At 66.6% G+C, this 22,661-nt stretch carries 21 protein-coding genes; 9 read left to right on the forward strand and 12 right to left on the reverse strand.

The genetic code is table 11. From position 1 onward, the window contains the following. Together AC4ELS_RS04800 and AC4ELS_RS04805 are read right to left on the reverse strand one after the other, a co-directional pair. Positions 1-1,626, reverse strand: a complete 1,626-nt coding sequence (locus AC4ELS_RS04800; RefSeq protein WP_499046142.1) for an AMP-binding protein — start codon at positions 1,624-1,626, stop codon at positions 1-3. A gap of 8 nt (positions 1,627-1,634) precedes the next feature. Continuing rightward, positions 1,635-3,332, reverse strand: coding sequence for an AMP-binding protein (locus tag AC4ELS_RS04805; protein ID WP_499046144.1), 1,698 nt, complete (start codon positions 3,330-3,332; stop codon positions 1,635-1,637). A 59-nt stretch (positions 3,333-3,391) separates the two neighbouring features. Here AC4ELS_RS04805 and AC4ELS_RS04810 point away from each other — a divergent pair, with 59 nt between their 5' ends. The 4 genes from AC4ELS_RS04810 (at position 3,392) to AC4ELS_RS04825 (ending at position 7,204) form a co-directional block, all read left to right on the forward strand. Then, positions 3,392-4,231, forward strand: coding sequence for a LuxR C-terminal-related transcriptional regulator (locus AC4ELS_RS04810; protein WP_499046146.1), 840 nt, complete (start codon positions 3,392-3,394; stop codon positions 4,229-4,231). Between the two features lie 112 nt (positions 4,232-4,343). Then, positions 4,344-5,462, forward strand: coding sequence for an epoxide hydrolase family protein (locus tag AC4ELS_RS04815; RefSeq protein ID WP_463795222.1), 1,119 nt, complete (start codon positions 4,344-4,346; stop codon positions 5,460-5,462). Between the two features lie 17 nt (positions 5,463-5,479). Continuing rightward, positions 5,480-6,790: a DUF1214 domain-containing protein gene (locus AC4ELS_RS04820; RefSeq protein WP_499046148.1), complete on the forward strand. Its 1,311-nt coding sequence runs from the start codon at positions 5,480-5,482 to the stop codon at positions 6,788-6,790. A gap of 6 nt (positions 6,791-6,796) precedes the next feature. Beyond that, positions 6,797-7,204, forward strand: coding sequence for a FixH family protein (locus AC4ELS_RS04825; protein WP_499046151.1), 408 nt, complete (start codon positions 6,797-6,799; stop codon positions 7,202-7,204). Between the two features lie 89 nt (positions 7,205-7,293). Here AC4ELS_RS04825 and AC4ELS_RS04830 read toward each other — a convergent pair whose 3' ends face one another. The 3 genes from AC4ELS_RS04830 to AC4ELS_RS04840 are packed head-to-tail and all read right to left on the reverse strand — an operon-like array spanning position 7,294 to position 12,950. Continuing rightward, a complete protein-coding gene (locus AC4ELS_RS04830) occupies positions 7,294-9,138 on the reverse strand; it encodes an ABC transporter ATP-binding protein (protein WP_064878487.1) in 1,845 nt (614 codons plus the stop codon). Next, on the reverse strand, positions 9,135-11,033 hold the full coding sequence (locus AC4ELS_RS04835) for an ABC transporter ATP-binding protein (protein ID WP_499046154.1): 1,899 nt from the start codon (positions 11,031-11,033) through the stop codon (positions 9,135-9,137). Before AC4ELS_RS04835 ends, AC4ELS_RS04830 begins: the two co-directional genes overlap by 4 nt. Before the next feature lie 36 nt (positions 11,034-11,069). Then, complete coding sequence (locus AC4ELS_RS04840; protein ID WP_499046157.1) at positions 11,070-12,950, reverse strand: ABC transporter ATP-binding protein; 1,881 nt, start codon at positions 12,948-12,950, stop codon at positions 11,070-11,072. A gap of 96 nt (positions 12,951-13,046) precedes the next feature. Here AC4ELS_RS04840 and prrA point away from each other — a divergent pair, with 96 nt between their 5' ends. Together prrA and AC4ELS_RS04850 are read left to right on the forward strand one after the other, a co-directional pair. Then, positions 13,047-13,766: a two-component system response regulator PrrA gene (gene prrA / locus AC4ELS_RS04845; protein ID WP_448441688.1), complete on the forward strand. Its 720-nt coding sequence runs from the start codon at positions 13,047-13,049 to the stop codon at positions 13,764-13,766. Between the two features lie 12 nt (positions 13,767-13,778). Continuing rightward, positions 13,779-15,119, forward strand: a complete 1,341-nt coding sequence (locus tag AC4ELS_RS04850) for a sensor histidine kinase (protein ID WP_064958987.1) — start codon at positions 13,779-13,781, stop codon at positions 15,117-15,119. Positions 15,120-15,206: 87 nt separating this feature from the next. Here AC4ELS_RS04850 and arfC read toward each other — a convergent pair whose 3' ends face one another. The 4 genes from arfC to AC4ELS_RS04870 form a co-directional block, all read right to left on the reverse strand. Further along, the gene (arfC, locus tag AC4ELS_RS04855) at positions 15,207-15,824 is read right to left on the reverse strand and encodes a channel accessory protein ArfC, sunset domain variant (RefSeq protein ID WP_499046159.1); all 618 of its coding nucleotides are present in this window, start codon (positions 15,822-15,824) and stop codon (positions 15,207-15,209) included. After that, the gene (arfB, locus tag AC4ELS_RS04860) at positions 15,821-15,970 is read right to left on the reverse strand and encodes a channel accessory protein ArfB (protein WP_003884620.1); all 150 of its coding nucleotides are present in this window, start codon (positions 15,968-15,970) and stop codon (positions 15,821-15,823) included. The genes arfC and arfB overlap by 4 nt, the downstream gene beginning before the upstream one ends. Before the next feature lie 11 nt (positions 15,971-15,981). Further along, positions 15,982-17,037 carry a channel-forming protein ArfA/OmpATb gene (gene arfA / locus AC4ELS_RS04865; protein ID WP_448441683.1) on the reverse strand — a complete coding sequence of 352 codons (1,056 nt, stop codon included), beginning with the start codon at positions 17,035-17,037 and terminating at the stop codon, positions 15,982-15,984. Between the two features lie 116 nt (positions 17,038-17,153). Beyond that, the gene (locus AC4ELS_RS04870) at positions 17,154-17,516 is read right to left on the reverse strand and encodes an FKBP-type peptidyl-prolyl cis-trans isomerase (RefSeq protein ID WP_064878474.1); all 363 of its coding nucleotides are present in this window, start codon (positions 17,514-17,516) and stop codon (positions 17,154-17,156) included. A gap of 31 nt (positions 17,517-17,547) precedes the next feature. Between AC4ELS_RS04870 and AC4ELS_RS04875 the strand changes: the two genes are divergently transcribed. After that, on the forward strand, positions 17,548-17,796 hold the full coding sequence (locus tag AC4ELS_RS04875; protein WP_064936130.1) for a DUF2630 family protein: 249 nt from the start codon (positions 17,548-17,550) through the stop codon (positions 17,794-17,796). 15 nt (positions 17,797-17,811) lie between these two features. Further along, entirely contained in the window at positions 17,812-19,368 is a 1,557-nt protein-coding gene (locus AC4ELS_RS04880) for a phytoene desaturase family protein (RefSeq protein ID WP_499046162.1), read from the forward strand. 10 nt (positions 19,369-19,378) lie between these two features. Here AC4ELS_RS04880 and AC4ELS_RS04885 read toward each other — a convergent pair whose 3' ends face one another. After that, positions 19,379-20,155, reverse strand: coding sequence for a TetR/AcrR family transcriptional regulator C-terminal domain-containing protein (locus AC4ELS_RS04885; protein ID WP_064878469.1), 777 nt, complete (start codon positions 20,153-20,155; stop codon positions 19,379-19,381). A gap of 79 nt (positions 20,156-20,234) precedes the next feature. On the opposite strand from AC4ELS_RS04885, the gene AC4ELS_RS04890 reads away from it, so the two are divergent. Next, the gene (locus AC4ELS_RS04890; RefSeq protein WP_064878467.1) at positions 20,235-20,645 is read left to right on the forward strand and encodes a hypothetical protein; all 411 of its coding nucleotides are present in this window, start codon (positions 20,235-20,237) and stop codon (positions 20,643-20,645) included. A gap of 12 nt (positions 20,646-20,657) precedes the next feature. Here AC4ELS_RS04890 and AC4ELS_RS04895 read toward each other — a convergent pair whose 3' ends face one another. Together AC4ELS_RS04895 and AC4ELS_RS04900 are read right to left on the reverse strand one after the other, a co-directional pair. Continuing rightward, positions 20,658-21,086 (reverse strand): MarR family winged helix-turn-helix transcriptional regulator, encoded by a 429-nt coding sequence (locus AC4ELS_RS04895; protein ID WP_498888875.1) that lies wholly within the window; start codon positions 21,084-21,086, stop codon positions 20,658-20,660. Further along, a complete protein-coding gene (locus AC4ELS_RS04900; protein WP_498888873.1) occupies positions 21,076-22,530 on the reverse strand; it encodes an MFS transporter in 1,455 nt (484 codons plus the stop codon). The genes AC4ELS_RS04895 and AC4ELS_RS04900 overlap by 11 nt, the downstream gene beginning before the upstream one ends. Positions 22,531-22,661 lie beyond the last annotated feature (131 nt).

The raw sequence follows: 22,661 nt of genomic DNA on the forward strand, positions 1-22,661 counted from the left end.
TTATCCCGGTTGTCCCGGGTCGAGCCCGAGCAGCTTGACACTCTCGTCGCGCATGTCGACCTTGCGGATCTTGCCGGTGACCGTCATCGGGAACTCTTCCACCACATGCACATAACGCGGGATCTTGTAGTGCGCCAGCTTGCCCGACGCGAATGCCCGCACCGCCTCGGCATCCACCGGCGCGCGGCCCGGCTTCATCCGGATCCACGCACAGATCTCCTCCCCGTACTTCGCATCGGGAACCCCGATCACCTGCGCATCGTCGATGTCAGGGTGGGTGTAGAGGAACTCCTCGATCTCGCGCGGGTACACGTTCTCCCCGCCGCGGATCACCATGTCCTTGATCCGGCCGACCACCGTGCAGTAGCCGTCCGCACGCATCACCGCCAGATCCCCGGTGTGCATCCACCCCTCGGAGTCAATGGCTTCGGCGGTCTTGGCCTCCTCATTCCAGTAGCCCAGCATCACCGAATACCCGCGGGTGCAGAACTCTCCGGACTGCCCGCGCTCGACGGTCTCACCGGTATCGGGGTCGACGATCTTGACCTCGAGGTGCGGATGGACCCGGCCGATGGTCGCGGTGCGACGCTCCAGATCGTCGTCGACCAGGGTCTGACACGACACCGGCGACGTCTCGGTCATGCCGTAACAGATGGCCACCTCGGCCATGTGCATGTCGGCCACCACCCGTTTCATCACCTCGACCGGGCACACCGAACCCGCCATGATCCCGGTGCGCAGCGAGGACAGGTCGAAACCGGCGAAGTCGGGATGACCGAGCATCGCGATGAACATCGTCGGCACGCCGTACAGCGCCGTGCACTGCTCGGATTCGACGGTGGCCAGGGTGATTCCAGGATCGAATCCGGGAGCGGGGATCACGATCGCCGCACCATGGGTCAACGCCCCGAGATTGCCCATCACCATGCCGAAGCAGTGATAGAACGGCACCGGGATGCACACCCGGTCACCGCGGTCGAAGTTGATCAGCCCGCCGACGAAGAACCCGTTGTTGAGGATGTTGCGATGGCTCAGCGTCGCTCCCTTGGGGAAACCCGTTGTCCCCGAGGTGTATTGGATATTGATCGGATCCGTGTTGGACAGCTGGGCGATCCGCGCGCGGAACTGCTCCTCGCTCACCTGCTCGGTATGCAGCTGGTCCCAATCCAGAGTGCCCAGAAAGATGATGTCCTTGAGCGCCGGGCAGTCGTCCTGCACCTCGGCGACCATGGTCACATAGTCGGAGGACTTGAACGCGGTGGCCGACACCAGGGTCCGAATGCCGGATTGCTTGAGTACGTAAGCCAGTTCGTGGGTGCGGTAGGCCGGGTTGATGTTGACCAGGATCGCCCCGATCTTGGCCGTCGCGAGCTGTAGCATCACCCACTCGGCGCAGTTGGGTGCCCAGATTCCGACGCGATCGCCCTTGGCCACACCCAGCGCCATCAACCCCCGGGCCACCGCGTCGGCCTCGGCGTCGAGTTCGGCATAGGTCCAGCGCCGTCCGGTGACCACCTCGACCAGCGCTTCGGCGTCCGGCCCGGCCGCCACCATGCGCTCGAAGTTCGCCCCGATGGTCTCTTCGAGCACGGGCACATCGGTAGGGCCGTGATCATAGGACTTCATCGCTGTATTCATTCCACAAGATCCTCGTATCGGTATTCGGTGGAAATCGGTTGGCCCGCTTCGTGAGCCGCATCCTCGCGCTTGCGCAACTCGACGCGGCGGATCTTGCCCGAAACGGTCTTGGGCAGGTCGAAGAACTCGACCCGGCGCACCTTGAGATATGGCGCGAGGTGATCACGAGCGTAAGCCATCACATCTTTTGCCGTCTGCGCGTTGGCTTCCCAGCCCTCTGCCAGCGCGACGTAGGCCTTGGGCACCGCGAGCCGGGTGTCGTCGGGTTGTGGCACCACCGCGGCCTCGACCACCGCCGGATGCTCGATCAGCACGCTTTCCAGCTCGAACGGGGACACCTTGTAGTCGCTGGACTTGAACACATCGTCGGTACGGCCGATGTAGGTGATGTAGCCGTCCTCGTCGCGGCTGGCCACATCGCCCGTGTGGTAGTAACCGCCGGCCATCACGGCCTCATTGCGTTGCGGGTCACCGAGATACCCCGTCATCAGGTTGCGCGGATGCTGTGCCAGGTCCAGACAGATCTCCCCCTCGTCGGCAGGCGTACCGGTGATCGGGTCCACCAGCACCACCGGAACGCCCGGCATCGGACGGCCCATCGAGCCGGGTTTCACCGGCTGACCCGGGGTGTTGCCGACCTGCAGAGTGGTCTCGGTCTGGCCGAACCCGTCGCGGATCGTCAGCCCCCACGCCTTCTCGACCTGGGTGATCACGTCCGGGTTCAACGGCTCACCGGCGCCGAGGATCTCGCGTAGCCCCTCGGGACGCTCCCCCAGGTCAGCCTGGATCAACATGCGCCACACCGTCGGCGGGGCACAGAACGTGTTGACCCCGGCCCGGCGCAACTGGTCCAGCAGCGCCACAGCATCGAAGCGCGCGTAGTTGTAGACGAAGATCGTCGCCTCGGCGATCCACGGTGCGAAGAAACAACTCCAGGCGTGCTTGGCCCAGCCCGGCGAGCTGATTGCCAGGTGCACATCGCCGGGCCTGACCCCGATCCAGGCCATCGTCGTCAGATGTCCGACGGGGTAGCTCACCTGGGAATGCTCGACCAGCTTCGGCTTGCTCGTGGTTCCGGACGTGAAGTAGATGAGCATCGGGTCGTCGACCGTGGTGCACGCGTCGAACCGGCGTGGTTCCTCCGCGTATGCGTCGGCATAGCGGTGCCAGCCGGGCACCGGGGCGCCCACCGCGATCCTCACATAGTCACCGGGCACGTCGGCGAACTTGGCGGTGTCGGCGGGATTGGCGATGACGAACCGCGCGCCGCCGCGGGCGATGCGGTCGGCCAGATCCGCTGGGCCCAGCGCCCCGGTGGTCGGCATGATGACCGCGCCCAGCTTGGCGATGGCCAGCATGGCCTCCCACAACTCGACCTGATTGCCGAGCATCAACAGGACCCGGTCACCCTTGCCCACCCCGAGCCCGTGCAACCAGCCGGCGACACTGTCGGACCGCTGCGCCATCTCGGCAAACGTGACCTGCTGCTCGGAACCGTCCTCCTCGACGATCCACAGCGCTGTGCGGTCGTTGTCCCTGGCGATGGCGTCGAACCAGTCGATCGCCCAGTTGAAAGTGCCGGTGATCTGCGGCCAGGCGAATTCCTCGACGGCCCGCCCGTAGTCCCCGAGGGTGGCAACCAGCTGGTCACGGGCATCGCGGTAGCGACCGGTGTTGCTCGCAGCGACATTCATGACAGTTATGCTCTACGTCACACTCACCCCACCGCTACCCCCGAAAGTGGGTACCTGCAATGCGCCCCTCGCTGCTGCGGCCTCGTGACGCCGACGCGGTGCGCGCCGAGCTGCGCCGAATGGCCGGCGACACCGGCCTGCCGCTGGCCTTCGGCGGGCAGGTACATGAGGACACCCTGCTGCTCAGCGAGTTCTTCGGTACCCGCACCGGGGCGATGCGCGGGCTTGCGGTCCTGCCCCGCGCCGGGTTGGGCGGGGCCAGCGTGGTGTCCCGTCGCCCCATCTCGGTGCCCGACTACCGGCGCGCCTCGACCATCACCCACGACTACGACGCGCCGGTGTTGTCGGAGGGCATCCGCTCGATCCTGGCGGTGCCCGTGGTCGTCGACGGCCAGGCTCGGGCCGTGCTCTACGGCGCGCATCGCACCAGCGCCCCGATCGGCGGCCGCACCGCCGCCGCGATGGTGGCCTCGGCGCAGCGATTGAGCGAAGAACTACGGGTGCGCGACGAGGTGGACCGGCGGATGCGGATGCGCGAGGCGGCCCTGACCACCTTCGCCGACCGGCCGGCCGACACCGAGCAGATCCGCGAGGTGCACGCCGACCTGCGCCGGCTCGCCGGCGACACCCCCGACCTGGCCGGGCCGCTGCGCGAGCTCGCCGACCGGCTGGCAGTGGCACTGCGCGGCGACCCGCCTGCCAGCGCTCCCCTGACGGTCCGCGAGATCGACGTGCTGGCGCAGGTCGCCCTCGGTTGCACCAATGCCGAAGCTGCCCAGCGCCTTTCACTCAAGCCGGAGACGGTGAAGAGCTATCTGCGCAGCGCGGCGGCCAAACTCGGGGCGCGTAACCGCCACGAGGCGGTGTCCAAGGCCCGGCGGCTACGGCAGATTCCCTGACCCGCCGGATCGTCGGAAACACCTGCGTTGAAGATTGCGGTCACCAGGTAGCCACGATCTTCAGCGCAATACTCACCACGGCGCGCCACCCCACGCTGAGAGGATGGCCTACATGACCCTGAGTGACCCGTTGATCAAGCCGTTCCGCATCGCCATCCCCGACGCCGACCTCGAAGACCTCAAACAGCGACTGAACCGGACCCGCTGGCCTGAGGCCGAGTGCGTCGAGGACTGGACCCAGGGCATTCCGCTGGAGTACACGAAGGAACTGGCGGCCTACTGGGCCAACGAGTACGACTGGCGTGCCCGCGAGGCCGCACTGAACCGGTTCGACCACTTCACCACCGAGATCGACGGGCTGGACATCCATTTCATCCATCAGCGATCCGGACGCGAGGACGCGTTCCCGCTGCTGATCACCCACGGCTGGCCGGGATCCATCGTGGAATTCCACAAGGTGATCGAGCCGCTGACCGAGGCCGGATTCGACGTGGTGTGTCCGTCGCTGCCCGGTTACGGGTTCTCCGCCAAGCCCAGCGCGGCGGGGTGGGGCATCGAGAAGATCGCGCAGGCCTGGGACACCCTGATGACGCGGCTGGGCTACGACCGCTATGGCGCCCAGGGCGGTGACTGGGGTGCGGCGGTGACGACGCAGATCGGCCGCAACGTCGGCTCGTGCGTAGGCATTCACGTCAACATGCCGATCGCCCAGCCGCCGGCCGAGGGCATCGGCGAGATGACCGAGGACCTGCAGAAAGCACTGGCCCGCATCGACTATTACCGCAAATGGGATTCGGGTTACATGAAGCAGCAGTCCACCCGGCCGCAGACCGTCGGGTACGGGCTGGTGGACTCCCCCGTCGGTCAGCTCGCTTGGATCGTGGAGAAGTTCTGGTCCTGGATGGACTGCGACGGCAACCCCGAGAATGTGGTGTCCAGAGACGAGATGCTCGACAATGTGATGCTCTACTGGCTCACCGCATCGGCGGCATCGTCGGCCCGGCTGTACTGGGAGAGCCACAACACCTTCGCCGGCGGCGAATATGTCAACCTGCCCACCGGGATCGCATCGTTCCCGCTGGAGATCCTGCGCGCCCCACGTAGCTGGTGCGAGACGGGCTACAACGTCACGCACTTCACCACGATGCCGCGCGGCGGACATTTCGCGGCGTTCGAGCAGCCGGAGTTGTTCGTCGAGGATGTGAAGACCTTCTTCGACACCGTGCGCTGAGGCACTAGCGTCAGGGCATGGACCCATTGGTACATGCCCGTGCCGTGCAAGCCGTGATCTGGGGGATGCCCGCCGTCAACTTCGAACTGCTGCGTGAGGCGGCGGCGGGCCTCGGCGCCACCGACAACCAGGTGGTGTTCTGGTCGAAATTGCTGGACTGGAAGAACCAGACCCTGACCCCCAACCCCGACACCCTGTACTTCTTCCCGTTCTACAACACCCAGGACGGGCCCGTCGTGCTGGAAATCCCACCGGCAGAAGGCGGTTCGATCACCGGTTCAGTCGACAACAGCTGGCAGGAAGCGCTCGAAGACGTCGGACCGGCGGGGGCCGACAAGGGTGACGGCGCCAGGTACCTGATCCTGCCGCCCGGATTCGACGGCGCGATTCCCGACGGCTACATCGTGCTGCCGTCGGCGACGTATACGGGGTTCGGGGCGCTGCGGGCGAACATCGCGTCCAGCGCCGACGCCGACGTCGCCGCGGCTGCCGAGTACGGCAAGCGCATCAAGTGCTATCCGCTGACGCAACCCGGCCAGGGTGCCACGTTCGTCGACGCGTCGGAAACCTTGTACGACAGCACAATTCCCTACAATCTGCGATTCTTCGAACTGCTCGATCAGTTCGTGCAACGCGAGCCGTGGCTGCAGCGGGACCGGGTGATGATTTCGGTGCTGGCCTCGATCGGCATCGAGCAGGGCAAGCTGTTCGAACCGGACGACGAGTTGAAGGAAGTGCTCGAGGCGGCCGCCGCCGAGGCACACGAGTGGTTCGACGCCAACTATCCGCGCTTCTTCACCCCGCCGTACTTCGACGGGACCCACTGGGCCGTGCCCGCCTCACCCGAGGTGGTGCAGGGCATGCAGAACGGTTTCGCCGACCCGACCAGCTATCCCGTCGACGATCGCGGTCTGCTGTACTCGTTCATCTACTTCAGCGCCAAACACCTTGGCCAGGGCCAGTTCTATGTGATGACCATTGCCGACGCCGATGGTGAGGCCTTCGACGGCGCAGCCACCTACCGGTTACGGGTGCCTGCCGATCCACCGGTCTCGCTGTACTGGTCGGCGACGGCGTACGACCGCGCCACCCATGCCTTGATCCGGGATCAGCCGTACGGTAGCCGGTCGTCACACCGGCCCGATCTCGGCGTGAACCCCGACGGTTCCGTCGACGTGTATTTCGGCCCGGTCGCCCCAGAAGGCCGAGAGTCCAACTGGATCCCGACAAACCCGGACGGCCAGTTCGAGGTGTTGTTCCGGCTGTACGGGCCGAAACCAGCCCTGTTCGAAAAGTCCTGGGCACTGCCCGACATCGAAAAGCTGTAGCGGATCATGAAACGCCTGCAGTGGGTGGGCATCATCGTGATCGTCGCGGCGGTGGGGGCCGGCATGCTGTGGCTGTTGTGGCCGCAACCGCGACCCCCGATCGTCGCCGAAGCCACCGCAAGTCCGTACCTGGTGCGGTTGAAAGACGAGCCGCCCAAGGTGGGAGTCAGCCCACTCACCGTCGAGGTCCTGGGTAGCGCAGGCGAAACCCCGACCCCGGATTCAGTGCGGTTCGAACCACGCATGCCGCAAATCGGCCTGAGCGCGCCGGCCGTCGAGGCCACGCCCATCGGTAGAGACGACTACCGCGGCGTCATCGACCTGTCCACGCCGGGACGGTGGGACATCACGGTGCGCATCGGCTCGGGCCCGCAGAGCTACGACGCCGTCCTGCGCGTCACCGCCACGCGATAGCGCCTGTACGAGCAGACGTGAAAGTACCCTATTACCAATGATTTAGGGTACTTTTGCGTCTGCTCGCGGAAGGAAAGTAGGCCGGACGCTCAAGCCAGGGAATCCACCCAGGCCCGATGCAGCGCCGCATACGCCCCGTCGGCCCGGCCGATCAGCTCCGCCGGTGCCCCGTCCTCGATGATGCGGCCATGCTCGAGCACCAGCACCCGGTCGGCGATCTGCACCGTGGAGAGCCGGTGCGCGATCACCAGGGCGGTGCGATCGGCCAGGACGGTTTCCAACGCGCGCTGCACCATTCGCTCGCTCGGGATGTCCAGGGAGGACGTCGCCTCGTCCAGGATCAGCACCGCTGGGTCGGCCAGGAACGCCCGGGCGAAGGCCACCAGCTGACGCTGGCCCGCCGAGAGCCGGCCACCGCGCTTCGCCACGTCGGTGTCATATCCGTCGGGCAGCGCGTCGATGAAGCGGTCCGCACCGACCGCCGCGGCCGCCTCCCGAACCTGCGCGTCGGTGGCCTCGGGACGCCCGAAGCGGATGTTGTCGGCGACGGTCCCGGAGAACATGAAGTTCTCCTGGGTGACCATCACGACATGCCGGCGCAGTTCGGACTGGGCCAGCTCACGCAGGTCCACACCGTCGAGCGTCACCGAACCGGCTGTCGGGTCGTAGAACCGGGCGATCAACTTGGCGATGGTGGTCTTGCCCGCGCCGGTGGTGCCCACCAGCGCCACGGTCTGCCCAGCAGGCACCGCGAGCTCAAGCCCGGGCAACACCGGCCGGCCGGATGCGTACTCGAACTGCACATCGTGAAACCCGATGTCACCCTTGGGCTCCGACGGGGAGACCGGCTGCGCCGGATCCGCGATCGCGGGCTGTTGCGCCAGCACGCCTGCCAGCTTCTCCAACGCCGAGGACGCCGACTGGAAGGTGTTGAAGAACTGCGAGATCTCCTGCATCGGCTCGAAGAACATCCGCAGGTACAGCAGGAACGCGGTCAGCGTGCCGATGGTCATCTCACCGTGCAGCACGCGGTAGCCGCCGTAGAGCAGCACCACACCGGTCGTCAGGTTGCCGACCAGCTTGACCCCGGGCATGAAGACGGCCAGCAGCTTGAAGGTCTTCTCGTTGATGGCACGGTACTCGTCGGCGACGTCGTCGAAGATCTCCTGGTTACGCGGCTCGCGCCGATAGGCCTGCACGGCCTTGATACCCGTCATGGTCTCGACGAACTGCACGATCACCAGGGCCGCGCTCTCACGCACGAGCCGGTAGGTCTTACCCGACTCGTTGCGGAACCACCACACCAGGGCAACCAGGATCGGGAACGCCGCCAGGCACATCAGGCCCAGCCGCCAATCGAGCGCCACCAGCAGAACCGCCGTGCCGAACAACGTCAGCACCGCGGTGATCAGGCTGTCGAAGCCCGTTTCCAGCATGTCCTGGATGGCTTCGACGTCGTTGGTGGACCGGCTGACGACCCGGCCCGACGTGTAGCGATCGTGGAACGCCACATCGAGCCTGCCGAAATGGCGGAACACCCGGCGGCGTAACTCCAGCAGCACCCGCTGGCCGATGCGGCCGGAACGGCGCAGGAAGAACATCCGGCTGACCGCCTGCACGATCACCACCACGCACAGAGTGCCGACGACGAGCATCAGCTCACGGGCCGGGCCGCCCTCGAGAATCGGCGGGATGCCGTGGTCGATGCCGCGCTGCACCAGGATCGGAACCGACAGCCGGGCAGCGTTTTCCACGATGACCACCAGAGCCAGCGCCGCGACCGTCCAACGGTAGGGCCGCAGCAGTGACATGAGGAGCTCACGTGCCTCACGGCGCCGGGGCACGCTTTCGTCGATCGGGAGGTTGGACGTGCCGGAGCTGCCGGCTTGATCGTCGTCATCGGTGACCTGTCCGCGCCACTCGGTAGTCGTCATCGGCGCTGCACCTCCGCACCGAAACGCGGCGGCTCGCCCACTTCGTCGATGACCGTGCGTTCATCGTGCCCGCGCTGCAGCCGGCCCAACTCCTCTTCGTCCTCCCATTCGCAGGCGCGCTCACACGCGTCGTCGAGTTGGTCATCGGCGGCCAGCAGGTAACGGTATTGCGGTACCTGCGCGAGCAATTGGGCGTGGGTACCGATGTGCGTGATGGTGCCCTCCTGCAGCAGCGCCACCGTGTCGGCCAGCAGCACGGTCGATGCGCGGTGCGCGACGATGATGCCCGTCACCCCGCGCAGCACCCGGCCCAGCGCTTCGGTCACGACGGCTTCGGTGTGCACGTCCAGGGCCGACAACGTGTCGTCGAGCACGAGGATCTTGGGTGCGGCCAGGATGGCCCGGGCCAGCGAAAGACGTTGGCGCTGACCACCCGACAAGCTCATGCCCTGCTCGCCGATCCGGGTGTCCAGGCCGAACGGCAGGTCATAGACAAACTGCGCCGCCGCGATCTCGACGGCCTGCGCCAGCTGCTCGTCGGTGGCATCTGCTCGGCCGAGCCGTAGGTTCTCCGCCACCGACATCGAGAACAGCGTCGGATCCTCGAACGCCGTGGCCACGGTCTGCCGCAGCGCCTGCAGGCTCAGCTCGCGGATATCGCGGCCGTCGATCAGGATCTGACCTTCGGTGACGTCATAGAGACGCGAGAACAACGCGGCCAGTACCGATTTGCCCGATCCGGTCGCGCCGACGAGCGCCAGTGTCTGCCCCGGTTCCACCACCGCATCGACATGGCGCAGTGCCCATTCATGATCCCCGTCGGGAAACTTGAAGCCCACATCACGCAGCTCCAGCCGGCCACCGCGCGGCGGCTGCGACACCGGGCCGTCGGCGATATCGACCGGGGCGTCGAAGATCTCGGCGATCCGATTGGCCGCGGTGAACGACTCCTGCGTCATCGACAGCAGAAAGCCCAACGACGCGATGGGCCACACCAGCGACAGCATCATCGTGATGAACGCGACCAGGGTGCCCATCGTGACGTGGCCGTGGCCCGCCGCGTACGCACCGAAACCCAGCACCACGATCAGCGTGAGGTTGGGGATGACCTCAAGCAGCGTCCAGAACTTCGCCGAGACGGTCACCCGCGCGAACTGGGTGTCATAGAGCTGCGTGGCCTGCTCGTCGAACCGGTCGAACACATAATCCTCACGGCCGAACGCCTTGACCACCCGCAGCCCGAGGGCGGCCTCCTCGACATGGGTTGCCACGTGGCCGGTCTGGTCCTGCGCGAGCCGCGACAACCGGGTGTACTCCCGCTCGAAATGCAGCACCGTCAGCGTGATCGGCACGATGGACACCAACACCACCACACCGAGCGGCCAGTACATGGCCAGCAGGATCGACGTCACCACCACGATCTGCAGAGCGTTGAGGATCAGGAACACCAGCCCGAAGGACAGGAACCGGCGGATCGTGGACAGATCGTTCATCACCCGCGACAGCAGTTGCCCCGACTGCCAGCGACTGTGGAAACTCATCGGCAGGATCTGCAGACGGGCGTAGAGATCCTTGCGGATGTCGGCCTCGACGCCCATGGTCGCGCGGGCGACCATCCAGCGCCGGATGAACCACAGCACGGCCTCGGAGATTCCGACCGCGACGGCGGCCGAACCGAGTACCCACAGCCCGTGTTGATCCTGGTGACGGACCGGGCCGTCGATCACGGCCTTGGTCATCAGCGGAATCGCCACCGTGGCAGCCAGGCTGACCACCGCGACCACGACCATGACGATCCAACGGGCCCGGTATGGCAACAGGTAAGGCAACAGCCGCCACAGATCTGAACTGGTCCGGATCCGCTTCGGAGATGGGGCGATCGCGGGTTGGCTCACTGAATCAATCTTCCCATCACGGGCAAGTGAATAACCTCACGCAGCGGGAACCTCCTCGGAGAACTGCGTGTCGTAGAGCTCGGCGTACCGGCCGGCGCGGGCCAGCAGATCGCGGTGGGTGCCGCGTTCGACGATGCGCCCGTCCTCGATGACCAGGATGAGATCGGCGGCCCGGACCGTGGACAACCGGTGGGCGATGACGATCGAGGTGCGGCCGTCCAGTGCCTCGGCCAGGGCCTGTTGCACGGCGGCCTCCGAGGCCGAGTCCAGCGACGCCGTCGCCTCATCGAGCACCACCACCCGGGATCGTCCCAACAGCAGCCGAGCGATGGTCAACCGCTGCCGCTGCCCTCCGGACAGACGGTATCCGCGCTCACCGACAACCGTGTCCAAGCCGTCGGGCATCGCCGCGACCACGTCGTCGAGCCGGGCCCGGCGCAGCGCGTCCCACAATTCGTCCTCGCCGGCCGATGGCGCGGCCAGCAGCAGATTCGACCGGATCGACTCGTGGAACAGGTGCCCGTCCTGGGTCACCATGCCCACGGTGTCCTTGAGCGACGCGAACGTCACGTCGCGCACATCGGTGCCGTTCAGCGTGATGGATCCGGAGTCGACGTCGTAGAGCCGGGCCAGCAGCGACGCGATGGTCGACTTGCCCGCGCCCGACGAACCGACCAGCGCCACCATCTGCCCGGGCTCCGCGGTGAACGAAATGCCGTGCAGCACCTCGTCCCCACCGCGCTCGTCCAGGGCAGCCACCTCCTCCAGCGAGGCCAGCGACACCTTGTCCGCCGACGGATAGGAGAACCGGACCTGGTCGAATTCGATAGCGACAGGCCCGGCCGGCACTCCAATGGCATCGGGTTCCTCGGCGATCAACGGCACCAGATCGAGCACCTCGAAGACCCGCTCGAACGACACCAGCGCACTGGCGATCTCGACCCGTGCATTGGCCAGCGCGGTGAGCGGCGCATACAGCCGGGTCAGCAGCAGCGCCAGCGACACGACCGCACCGGCCTGCAGCTGCCCGCCGATCGCGAGCACCCCGCCCAGCCCGTAGACCAGGGCGAGGGCCAGCGCCGACATCAGGGTCAGCGAGTTCATGAACGTCGACTGCAGCATCGCCGTGCGCACCCCGATGTCACGCACCCGGTCGGCGCGCACCGCGAACTCGTCGGACTCACGTTCCGGGCTGCCGAACAGCTTGACCAGGGTGGCACCCGGGGCGGAGAACCGCTCGGTCATCTGGGTGTTCATCGTGGCGTTATGGGTGGCCGCCTCACGGGACAGCCCGGCCATCCGGGTGCCGATCCGACGCGCGGGCAGCACGAACAACGGCAGTAGGGCCAATGACAGCAGCGTGATCTGCCACGAGATGCTGAGCATCACCACCAGCGTCAGCGTCAGTGTCACCAGGTTCGCGACGATGCCGGAGAGCGTGTCGGAGAACGCGCGCTGCGCCCCGATCACGTCGTTGCCCAACCGGCTAACCAGGGCTCCCGTGCGGGTGCGGGTGAAGAACGCCACCGGCATCCGCTGCACATGGTCGAACACCGCCGTGCGCAGGTCCAGGATCAGGCCCTCACCGATGTTCGACGACAACCACCTGGTCAACAGGGCCACCACGGCCTCGGCGACGGCGATCGCGGCGATGGCGCCGGCCAGCAGCACCACCGTCGACGCCGGGCCGCCTTGCGTGATCACGTCCACCACGCGGCCGGCCAAGACCGGCGTCGTCACCGTCAGCAGCGCACTGACCACACTGATCGCAACAAACCAGCCCAACCTGCGGTGGTGGCGTGCAGCGAACCGCCAGATCCGGGACAACAACCTCCGGTCGGCCAGTGCGCGCAGGTCACCGTCGCGGGCATGCGTCTGCCGATACAGCGCCTGTCTGGCCACCGTTTCCATACTCATGGGCATCACCGTAAAACCTGAACAATTATTGAGGTCAAAGACTTCCCGAGGACTTCCCTGGGTGCCTACGCGATTCACCGTTGCTCATCGGGCAAGATGGCGGGCATGGATAGCGCTACCGGTGGCTCAGCTTCGCCCCGGGTCCTCGTCGTAGACGACGACCCCGACGTGCTCGCCTCGCTGGAACGCGGGCTGCGGCTGTCCGGGTTCACCGTATCGACGGCCGTGGACGGGGCCGAGGCGCTGCGCAGCGCCACCGAGACCCGACCCGACGCGATCGTGCTCGACATCAACATGCCCGTGCTCGACGGCGTGAGCGTGGTGACCGCACTGCGCGCGATGGACAACGACGTCCCCGTCTGCGTCCTTTCGGCCCGCAGCAGCGTCGATGACCGCGTCGCCGGCCTCGAAGCCGGCGCCGATGACTACCTGGTCAAACCGTTCGTGCTGCAAGAGCTGGTCGCCCGGGTCAAGGCCCTGCTGCGGCGGCGCGGCGCCTCGGCCACCTTCTCGTCCGAGACCATCCAGGTCGGCCCGCTCGAGGTCGACATCCCAGGCCGGCGCGCCCGGGTCAACGGTGTGGACGTGGACCTGACCAAACGCGAGTTCGACCTTCTGGCCGTCCTGGCCGAGCACAAGACCGCGGTGCTGTCCCGGGCCCAGTTGCTGGAACTGGTCTGGGGATACGACTTCGCCGCCGACACCAACGTCGTCGACGTGTTCATCGGATACCTACGCCGCAAACTCGAAGCCGGGGGCGCGCCCCGGCTGCTGCACACCGTCCGCGGGGTCGGCTTCGTGCTCAGGACCCAGTAGCCCCGGGTAATCATGAGACCGCTGACCCGGATCTTCCGCCGCACCCCCTCGCTGCGGACCCGGGTCGCGTTCGCCACCGCCATCGGCGCGGCCATCGTCGTCGTCATCGTCGGCACCATCGTGTGGGTCGGCATCACCAACGACCGCAAGGAACGGCTGGACCGGCGTCTCGACGAGGCCGCCGGCTTCGCCATCCCCTTCCTGCCCCGCGGGCTCGGTGAGATCCCCCGCTCCCCCAGCGATCAGGACGCGGTCATCACCGTGCGCCAGGCCGGAAACGTCTCGTCGAACTCGAACGTGGTCCTGCCCGAGCTGCCCGACGGCTACGCCGACACCTACATCGACGGTGTGCGTTGGCGGGTCCGCACCGTGCAGATCCCCGCCCCCGGCCCCATGTGGGTGGCCGTCGGCGCGACCTACGACGCCACCATCGCCGACACCAACAATCTGCATCGCCGGGTGCTCATCATCTGCGTGTTCGCCGTCGGCGCCGCCACCGTGCTGGGCTGGGTGCTGGCCGCATTCGCGGTCCGACCGCTCAAACGGCTGGCCGAGCAGACCCGCGAGATCGAGGCCAGCGACGAGGCTCCCGACGTCGAAGTCCGTGGCGCCAGCGAGGCAGTCGAGATCGCCGACGCCGTCAACGGGATGCTGCAACGCATCTGGAAAGAGCAGGACCGCACCAAGGCCGCGTTGACCTCGGCCCGCGACTTCGCCTCGGTGTCCGCCCACGAGCTGCGCACCCCGCTCACCGCGATGCGCACCAACCTGGAGGTCCTGTCCACCCTCGACCTGGCCGACGACCAGCGCAAGGAAGTGGTCAGCGATGTCATCCGCACCCAGTCACGGATCGAGGCCACCCTCGGCGCCCTGGAACGGCTCGCGCAGGGCGAGCTGACCACCACCGACGATCACGTCACCGTCGACATCACCGAACTGCTCGACCGTGCCGCCCACGACGCCATGCGGGTCTACCCCGACCTCGAGGTGTCGCTGGCGCCGTCGCCCACCGTCATCATCATCGGGCTGCCGACCGGGCTGCGGCTGGCCGTGGACAACGCGATCGCCAACGCCGTCAAGCACGGCGGCGCCACCCGCGTGCAGCTGTCGGCGGTGAGCTCACGCGAGGGTGTGGAGATCGCGGTCGACGACGACGGCGTGGGGGTGCCCGAGGAGGAACGCGAAATGGTGTTCGACCGCTTCTCCCGAGGGTCGACTGCATCGCGGTTGGGTTCCGGTCTCGGACTGGCCCTCGTGGCGCAGCAGGCCGAATTACACGGCGGCACCGCCACTCTGGAATCGAGCCCACTGGGCGGGGCGCGACTGTTGTTACGCCTGCCCGGCCCGCACTAGTTTCCCGCGAGTAGTTTCCCGCGAGCAGACACAAAACTGCCCAAATCCGTTGATTTGGGGCAGTTTTGCGTCTGCTCGGCGAGAGGGTTACTTCTTCTCGCGCTGGGACTTACCGCTGTCCCACCGGTTGAAGCCCGCCTTCTCGGCGGATTCCACGTCGGCGAACCAGATCTCGGCGATGGTCACCGAGTAGGACGGGCTCTCCGGCGAGTGATAGAGCATCGAGTCCTCGTTGCCCTTGATCAGATAACCCGTCGGCGTGCCCGCACCCGAGACCCGGACCGAGCCGGCACCGTACGGCGTCTCCTCGACGACCTTGACGTCGTCATCGGCCGCCTCGTGGGCACCTCCGCCGGAGGCGAACTTGGCCGCCCCTGCCGCACCGGCTGCCGCCGCACCCGCCGCCGCGGCACCGGCGCTGGTGACCCTGGGCAGCTTCGTGGTGGGCTCGTCTCCCGAACCGACCTTGGGCAGCTTGGTCGTCGCGTCATCGGCGACAGCCGTTGCACCAGCGGCAGTTCCGCCGGTGGCCGCGGCCTTGGCAGCGGTGCCCCCACCGGTCGCCCCGGCGTCGGGACGTCGGCCGAGAGCGCCGTACACCGGCACCTCCCGCTTCACCCGACGCAAGGTCAGCGCGAGCGTCAATACCAGCCCGAGCACGAAGGCCAGAGCCATCAACCACCAGTTCACATCGCTCATCGTCATGCTCCAATCTCGCGTGAGCCGGGAAGTTCGGCGAACGCCTCTTCTTCACTGGTGGGCTTGACGGTCACGACCGAGATCAACCAGGCCACCAATGACCCCACCACGAACGCGAGCAGATACCACAACCATTGGATTACGAAGTCCATGTCGAATCTCCCTAGTTGACCGTGATCTCGACGCGGCGGTTCTGCGCCTTGCCTTCGGGGGTGTCATTGCTGGCAATCGGATTCGCCGAACCCGCGCCCGACGACCTCACGTGATCGGCTGCCAGACCCTGCGAAACCAGATAGTCGGCAACAGCTTTCGCGCGGTTACCGCTCAGCGGGACGTTGATGGCGTCATTGCCCGAGCTGTCGGTGTAGCCGGTGACAGCCACCTGCGCGCCCGCACAGGACTTGAGTTTGTCGGCCACCTGCGACAACAACTGCTGCGAGGCCGGCGCCAGAACGAACCCATCGGTGCTGAAGTTGATCGGGGTGCGCAACAGTGCACTCACATCGCCCTGCAGGACTGCGCAGGGTCCGGGCGTACCTCCCTGAGTTCCCGGTGCACCCGGAGCTGCAGGCGCCGGAGGCGCAGGGGCAGCCGGGGCCGCGGCGACCTGAATGTTGTTGACGAGCTTGATGTTCGGCCATGCCGACTTGGCAGCAGCCTCCACCGCGTCGCGCACCTGCGCCGATGGCGCGGTACCGGTCAGGGTCAACGTGTCACCGTCGACGCTGAAGTTGAAATCCGGAATGCCCTCGGCTGCGGCGTCGAACACCTTGCCCAGCGCCGCGACATCGGGGGTACTCACACCCGCGCGCAGATTCAGGTTGTCGATCAGATTGACGTCCGCACCGAACTTTCCGCGCAGCCAGTCCAGTAGCGAGGCCTTGGCATTCGCATCGGGCAGATCACCGGTGAGGGTGAAATCGTTGCCGTTACGCGCGATCGACAACGGTGCGAACGAAAGGTTGGGCAAATTGACGTTGGGCGCGTTGACGTCCGGGGCATTGACGTCCGGAGCGGTCATTGTCGCCGTGGGATTGACATCGGGAAGACTGAGATCGGAGTTCTTGTGTGAGCGGTCGAGCCCGCCCCATCCGATCAGCCCCAGCAACAATGGAACTGCCGCCAGCGCCAACAACCAACCCAACCCGGGTGGTCGCCGATATAACTTGGAGGCTGTTTGCCAGCCTGTGATTGTCCGAGATTCGTCCGAACCCGACATTTGGGAACTCCTGAAGTCGACGAACAGTTATCGATAGCAACGAAACAGGTTGACGTTAGCAGCAAATCGAATTCGATGGTTAGGTTCGGCTAATACTGACCGAACCCACCGCGACGTCAGCGAGTGGCGAGCAGATCGATGACGAAGATCAGCGTCTTTCCCGAAAGCCGATGCCCTGATCCCTCCGGACCGTAGGCCTGGGCCGGCGGAATGACGAGCTGGCGGCGACCACCCACCCGCATCCCGGGAATTCCGTCCTGCCAGCCCTGAATTAGGCCCCGCAACGGAAACTCAATGGATTCTCCACGATTCCATGAGCTGTCGAACTCCTCACCGGAGTCGTATTCGACGCCCACATAGTGCACCTCGACAGTGCCACCGGGCACTGCCTCGGCGCCGTCGCCCACCACCAGATCCTTGATCACCAATTCGGTAGGGGCAGGTCCGTCCGGAAACTCGATCTCAGGTTTTGTACTCACCAGATCAACGGTAGTCGGGCAGACTGGTTGTGTGGCCAAAGATCAGGACATCCTCGCCGAAGTTCACCGGCTCGTTGCCGAAGAGCAGGAGCTCCGGTCGAAACTGCAGCGCCGGGAAATAGACGAATCCGAAGAGCAACAACGACTGAGATCGCTGGAAGTCGCCCTCGACCAGTGTTGGGACCTGCTGCGGCAGCGCCGCGCGCTCCGCGAGACCGGGCAGGATCCCGGGCTGGCCCACCCCCGTGGGGCCGACGAGGTCGAAGGTTACAAGGGCTGACCGGACGGGTATGACGTGACCGAAGGCACGTTGGACGCCGTCATCGTCGGCGGCGGGCACAACGGCTTGGTGGCTGCTGCGTATCTGGCCCGCGCCGGGCGCCGGGTGCAGGTACTCGAACGCAGCGACCACGTCGGTGGGGCGGCAGTGTCGGCGCACGCCTTCGATGGTGTGGATGCGCGGCTCTCGCGGTACTCGTATCTGGTCAGCCTGCTGCCGCAGCGCATCATCACCGATCTGGGTGCCCGGATCCGGTTGTCACGGCGCCGATACTCCTCCTACACACCAGATCCGGTCACGGGCGGGGCCACCGGCCTGCTGATCGGTCCGCAGTCGACGTTCGACGCGATCGGCGCAGCCGACGACGCAGCCGCGTTCGATGCGTTCTACCGCCGCTGCAGGCTGGTCACCACCCGCATCTGGCCGACGCTGCTGCAGCCGCTGCGCACCCGGTCACAGATGCGCGGGGAGGTGCTCAGCGCACAGGACACCGAAAGCGCCGCGGCCTGGCAGGCGCTGATCGAACAGCCCATCGGCGACGCGATCAGCGCCGCGGTATCGCATGATCTGGTGCGCGGCGTGATGGCCACCGACGCCCTGATCGGCACCTTCGCCGCCGTCGACGATCCGTCGCTGATGCAGAACGTGTGCTTCCTCTACCACCTGATCGGAGGCGGCACCGGCGACTGGGATGTACCGGTCGGCGGGATGGGCGCGGTCACCGGGGCTCTGGCCGCCGCCGCGGCCGGCCATGGTGCCGAAATCGTCACCGGCGCAGACGTTTACGCGGTCACCCCGGACGGCGAGGTGTGCTACCGGCACGCTGGATCAGCGCGAAGGGTTCATGCCGAGCGGGTACTGGCCAATGTCACCCCGGCAGTGCTGGCCGAGCTGCTCGGCGAGCCGGCACCCGATACCGCCCCAGGCGCGCAGGTGAAGGTCAACCTGATGCTGCGCCGACTCCCCCGACTCCGCGACGAACGCGTCACGCCCGAGCAGGCATTCGGCGGTACGTTCCACATCAACGAGACGTTCAGCCAACTGGCCGGGGCCTATGCGACCGCCGCCACCGGGCGCGTTCCCGACCCCCTGCCGTGCGAGATCTACTGCCACTCCCTGACCGATCCCAGCATCCTGTCCGAGGACCTGCAGGCCTCGGGTGCGCACACGCTGACGGTCTTCGGTCTGCACACCCCGCATTCACTGACACTGAGGGATCCCGACCGGATGCGGGACCGACTGACCTCGGCGGTGCTCAACTCGCTCAATTCGGTTCTGGCCGAACCGATCCAGGACGTCCTGATGGAGGACGCCGCCGGCCGGCTGTGCATCGAGGCCAAGACGACCGCCGACCTGGAACAAGCCCTGGGAATGACCGCGGGCAACATCTTCCACGGAGCGCTGCGCTGGCCGTTCGTCGAGGAGGAGGCCACGTTGGAGACGCCGGCGCAGCGCTGGGGTGTGGCCACGGCTCACGAGCGGATCCTGTTGTGCGGCTCGGGATCGGTGCGCGGCGGCGCGGTCTCGGGAATCGGCGGGCACAACGCCGCGATGGCGGTCCTCGAAGGCTGACGCATTCCACTCACTTCGCATCGATGAGAACGGCCAAGCCGTCCAGAACGCGGGCCAACCCGAACTCGTAGGCATGCGTGGCGCTGTAGGCGGCGTCGAACGTCTGGCCCGCCACCGTGCCGACCCGCGAGGCCAGCGGATAGCTGTCACCGTCGAACGCGCGCTCCAGTAACGGGCCCGCGCGCTCCCACCACTGCCCGTCACTCATGCCGCTGTCGGCTGCGGCCCGGCCCGAATCGATGGCGATCCGGGCAACCGAGTTCACGAAGCCGAGAACGTACGTCAGGGCGGAATCCATGTCCAGATCGCTGAGTCCGAGACCGTCGAACGCCCCCAGCTCGTGGTCGTACTTCGCGATCATGCCGGGCCCCAGCGGCGGGCGCGTCGTGGGCAGATAGGCCATCCACGGATGGCTGTCGAACATCGCGAGATTTTCCTCGGCGATCATGGAAACCTTTTCCCGCCAGGGTTTCTCATCGAAGTCACGGCGCGGCATCTGCCGGTAGACGGTGTCGAGCATGAGGTCCAGCAGTTCGGCTTTGCCCGGTACATAGGTGTAGGTCGCCATCGGAGTGACCCCGAGTTCCACGGCGACCGCCCGCATGGTGAGCGCTTCGAGACCGTCGGCGTCGGCAATCCGGATGGCAGCGGCGACCACAGCGTCCACCGTGGTGCGTTGCTTCGGGCCGCGGTTGCGGGCGCCCTGACCAGGCTCCCGCCACAGCAGCTCGAGGGTACGCACCGGATCGCCGGCGCTGCTGCGGTCCTTACCTGCACGTTCTCTCATGCCAGCATCCTATCTGTACGATGTACAGTGTACTTTGTATAGAGTGCAGCGAACCTAATGATCCAACGCGAGGAGATTCATGGTCACCATGCCGCAGGCCGCCGAGTTCAGCCCCAGCGCCGCCGATGTCGACTCGGTGCTGGCGTGGTTCGCCCGCTACGACGCCCTTGCCGTGGCCAAGAACATCGATGCAATGGCCGACGAGGCGATGTTTCCGCTCAACGAAGTCACCGACGGCAGCGCGGAGTCCGTGGACCGCGCCGGCTTCATCGCCCAGATGACCGAGCAGTTGAGCACCGGCACCGATTTCGCCATGGAGTCCACCCGCACGCCGCATTTCATCAACGAGAACCTGGTGTTCGTCGTCACCGACGCGACATTCACCGCCGACGGGTTCAGCCGGCAGGTGCGCTACGGCGATCTGCTGGTCAAGTGCGGCGGCGATTGGAAGTTCCAGACCATGGTGCAGGGCGGGTGGGGCGAGAGCTGACCCGGATCGCAGCTAAGGTGCGCTGACCTTGCACAGAATCGCCCGCAAGGCTTCGAGATCCTCGACGTCGAGCGCAGCCAGCGCGTCCGGCGCCGGGTCCTCGACGCGGTCGATGCGCGCCAGCAGCGCCCGCCCGGCCTCGGTCAACGAGACCAGCTTGGATCGCCGGTTGGCGGGGTCGATCTCGCGCACGACGAGCCCGAGCTCCTCCAGGTCGTTGACCGCGACCGTGGCGGCCGGGGCGTCGACAGTAGCGGCGTAGGCCAGCTGCTTGACGGACAACGGTTGGCGCGCCAGCCGTTTCAGGACGCGGACCCGGCTGAACGGCAATCCGGTCTGTTCGATCACCGCCCGCCTCCAGCGGTCGCGGTGATCGAACACCAACGCGGTCAGACCACGCCATACCTCGTCGGCCAACTCCGCCTGCCGATCACCGGACATGACTCACCTCCGGGGCATGGTGCTGACCGATCAGGGGCGCCAGCTTCTGCGCCGACCGCAGTGCCCACGGCGTGGTGGAGATGACACCCAGCACGAAGATCATTAATCCCAGTGCGGCACAGACGAACCACAGCGGGCGCGCAGCCGCGGCGAAATCCACCCCCGTGTCCGCCAGCGCCGCACCGGCCACCGAACCACACAGCGCCACACCGACACTCACACCGACCTGACGGCTGGTGGAGGCCACCGCCGAGGCCGCACCGGCGCGGTCCAACGGCATCCCGCTGACCGCTGTGGTGGTGATCGGCGCGTTGACCATCGAGAAGCCGATGCCGAACACCGCGAACATGACCAGCAGCTGCCACACCGGAGTCTCACCGGTCAGCCGGGTCAACAGGAGGGTGGCCAGGGTGATCGTGGCTCCCGCCACCAGCAGCGAGGGCCGGCTGCCGTACCGGCCGACCAGGCGGCCCGACAGCGGCGAGAAGATCAGCGCGCCGATGGCGACCGGCAGATAGATCAGGCCGGTGTGCATCGCGGAGTAGCCCCGGTCCGTCTGCAGGTACAGCGACATCATGAACAGGAACGCACCGTAGGCAGCGAAGGCACAGACCGCGATCAGCGTGGCCGAGGCAAACGGCACGCTGCGGAAGAAGCGCAGATCGATGAACGGGTCCCGGCGGCGCGACTCGTAGCGCAGGAACGCCACCAGCGCCAGCAATGCGATCGCCGCGACGGCCAACGTGCGTGGGTCGGTCCAGCCGAACCCGGGCCCTTCGATGAGCACGAACACGACGCCGAACAGGAACGCCACCCCGAGCGCCTGGCCGACCGGGTCGAGATCCCGCATGGTCGCCGACTTCGACTCGGGCACGAAGACCGCGGTGAGCAGGACGGCCAGGGCGCAGATCGGCAGGTTGATCCAGAACACCGCGCGCCAGTCGACGTACTCGATCAGCGCCCCGCCCACGATCGGGCCGAGTGCCATCGAGATGCCGACCACACCGCCCCAGACCCCGATGGCCCGGGCGCGCTCGACCCGGCCGGTGAACACCTGGGTGATGATCGACATCGCCACCGGGTTGAGCATCGAACCGCCGATGGCCTGGAGCAAGCGGGCCGCGATGAGGGTTTCGATGTTGGGCGCGAGGCTGCACAGCAGCGAGGCCACCGCGAAGATCGTCAGGCCCGACTGGAATGTCCGTCTGCGGCCGAACCGGTCCCCGGTGGCGCCCGACAGCAACAGCAGCGAGGCCAGCACCAGCGTGTAGACGTCGACGATCCACTGCAGCTGCGACGGCGACGCACCCAGATCGTCGCGGATGCTCGGGAGCGCGACGTTGACGATGGTGGCATCCATCGACACGATCAGCAGGCTCAGGCAGCACGAGACGAGGATGATCGCCTTGCGCCGCGCGCTCAGCATGCCAACGGTTGCATTCACACAACCATTGTGAAACTACAACTATCTGTCAGGCAAGTCGAAATCGCTCCACCGCGTCACGGCCGCCGATCCCACCATCGGAGACCCACCAGTCGAACATCAAGCTGACGATGATGAACGGTGTTGTCCGA

Source organism: Mycobacterium shunyiense (genome assembly GCF_058270035.1).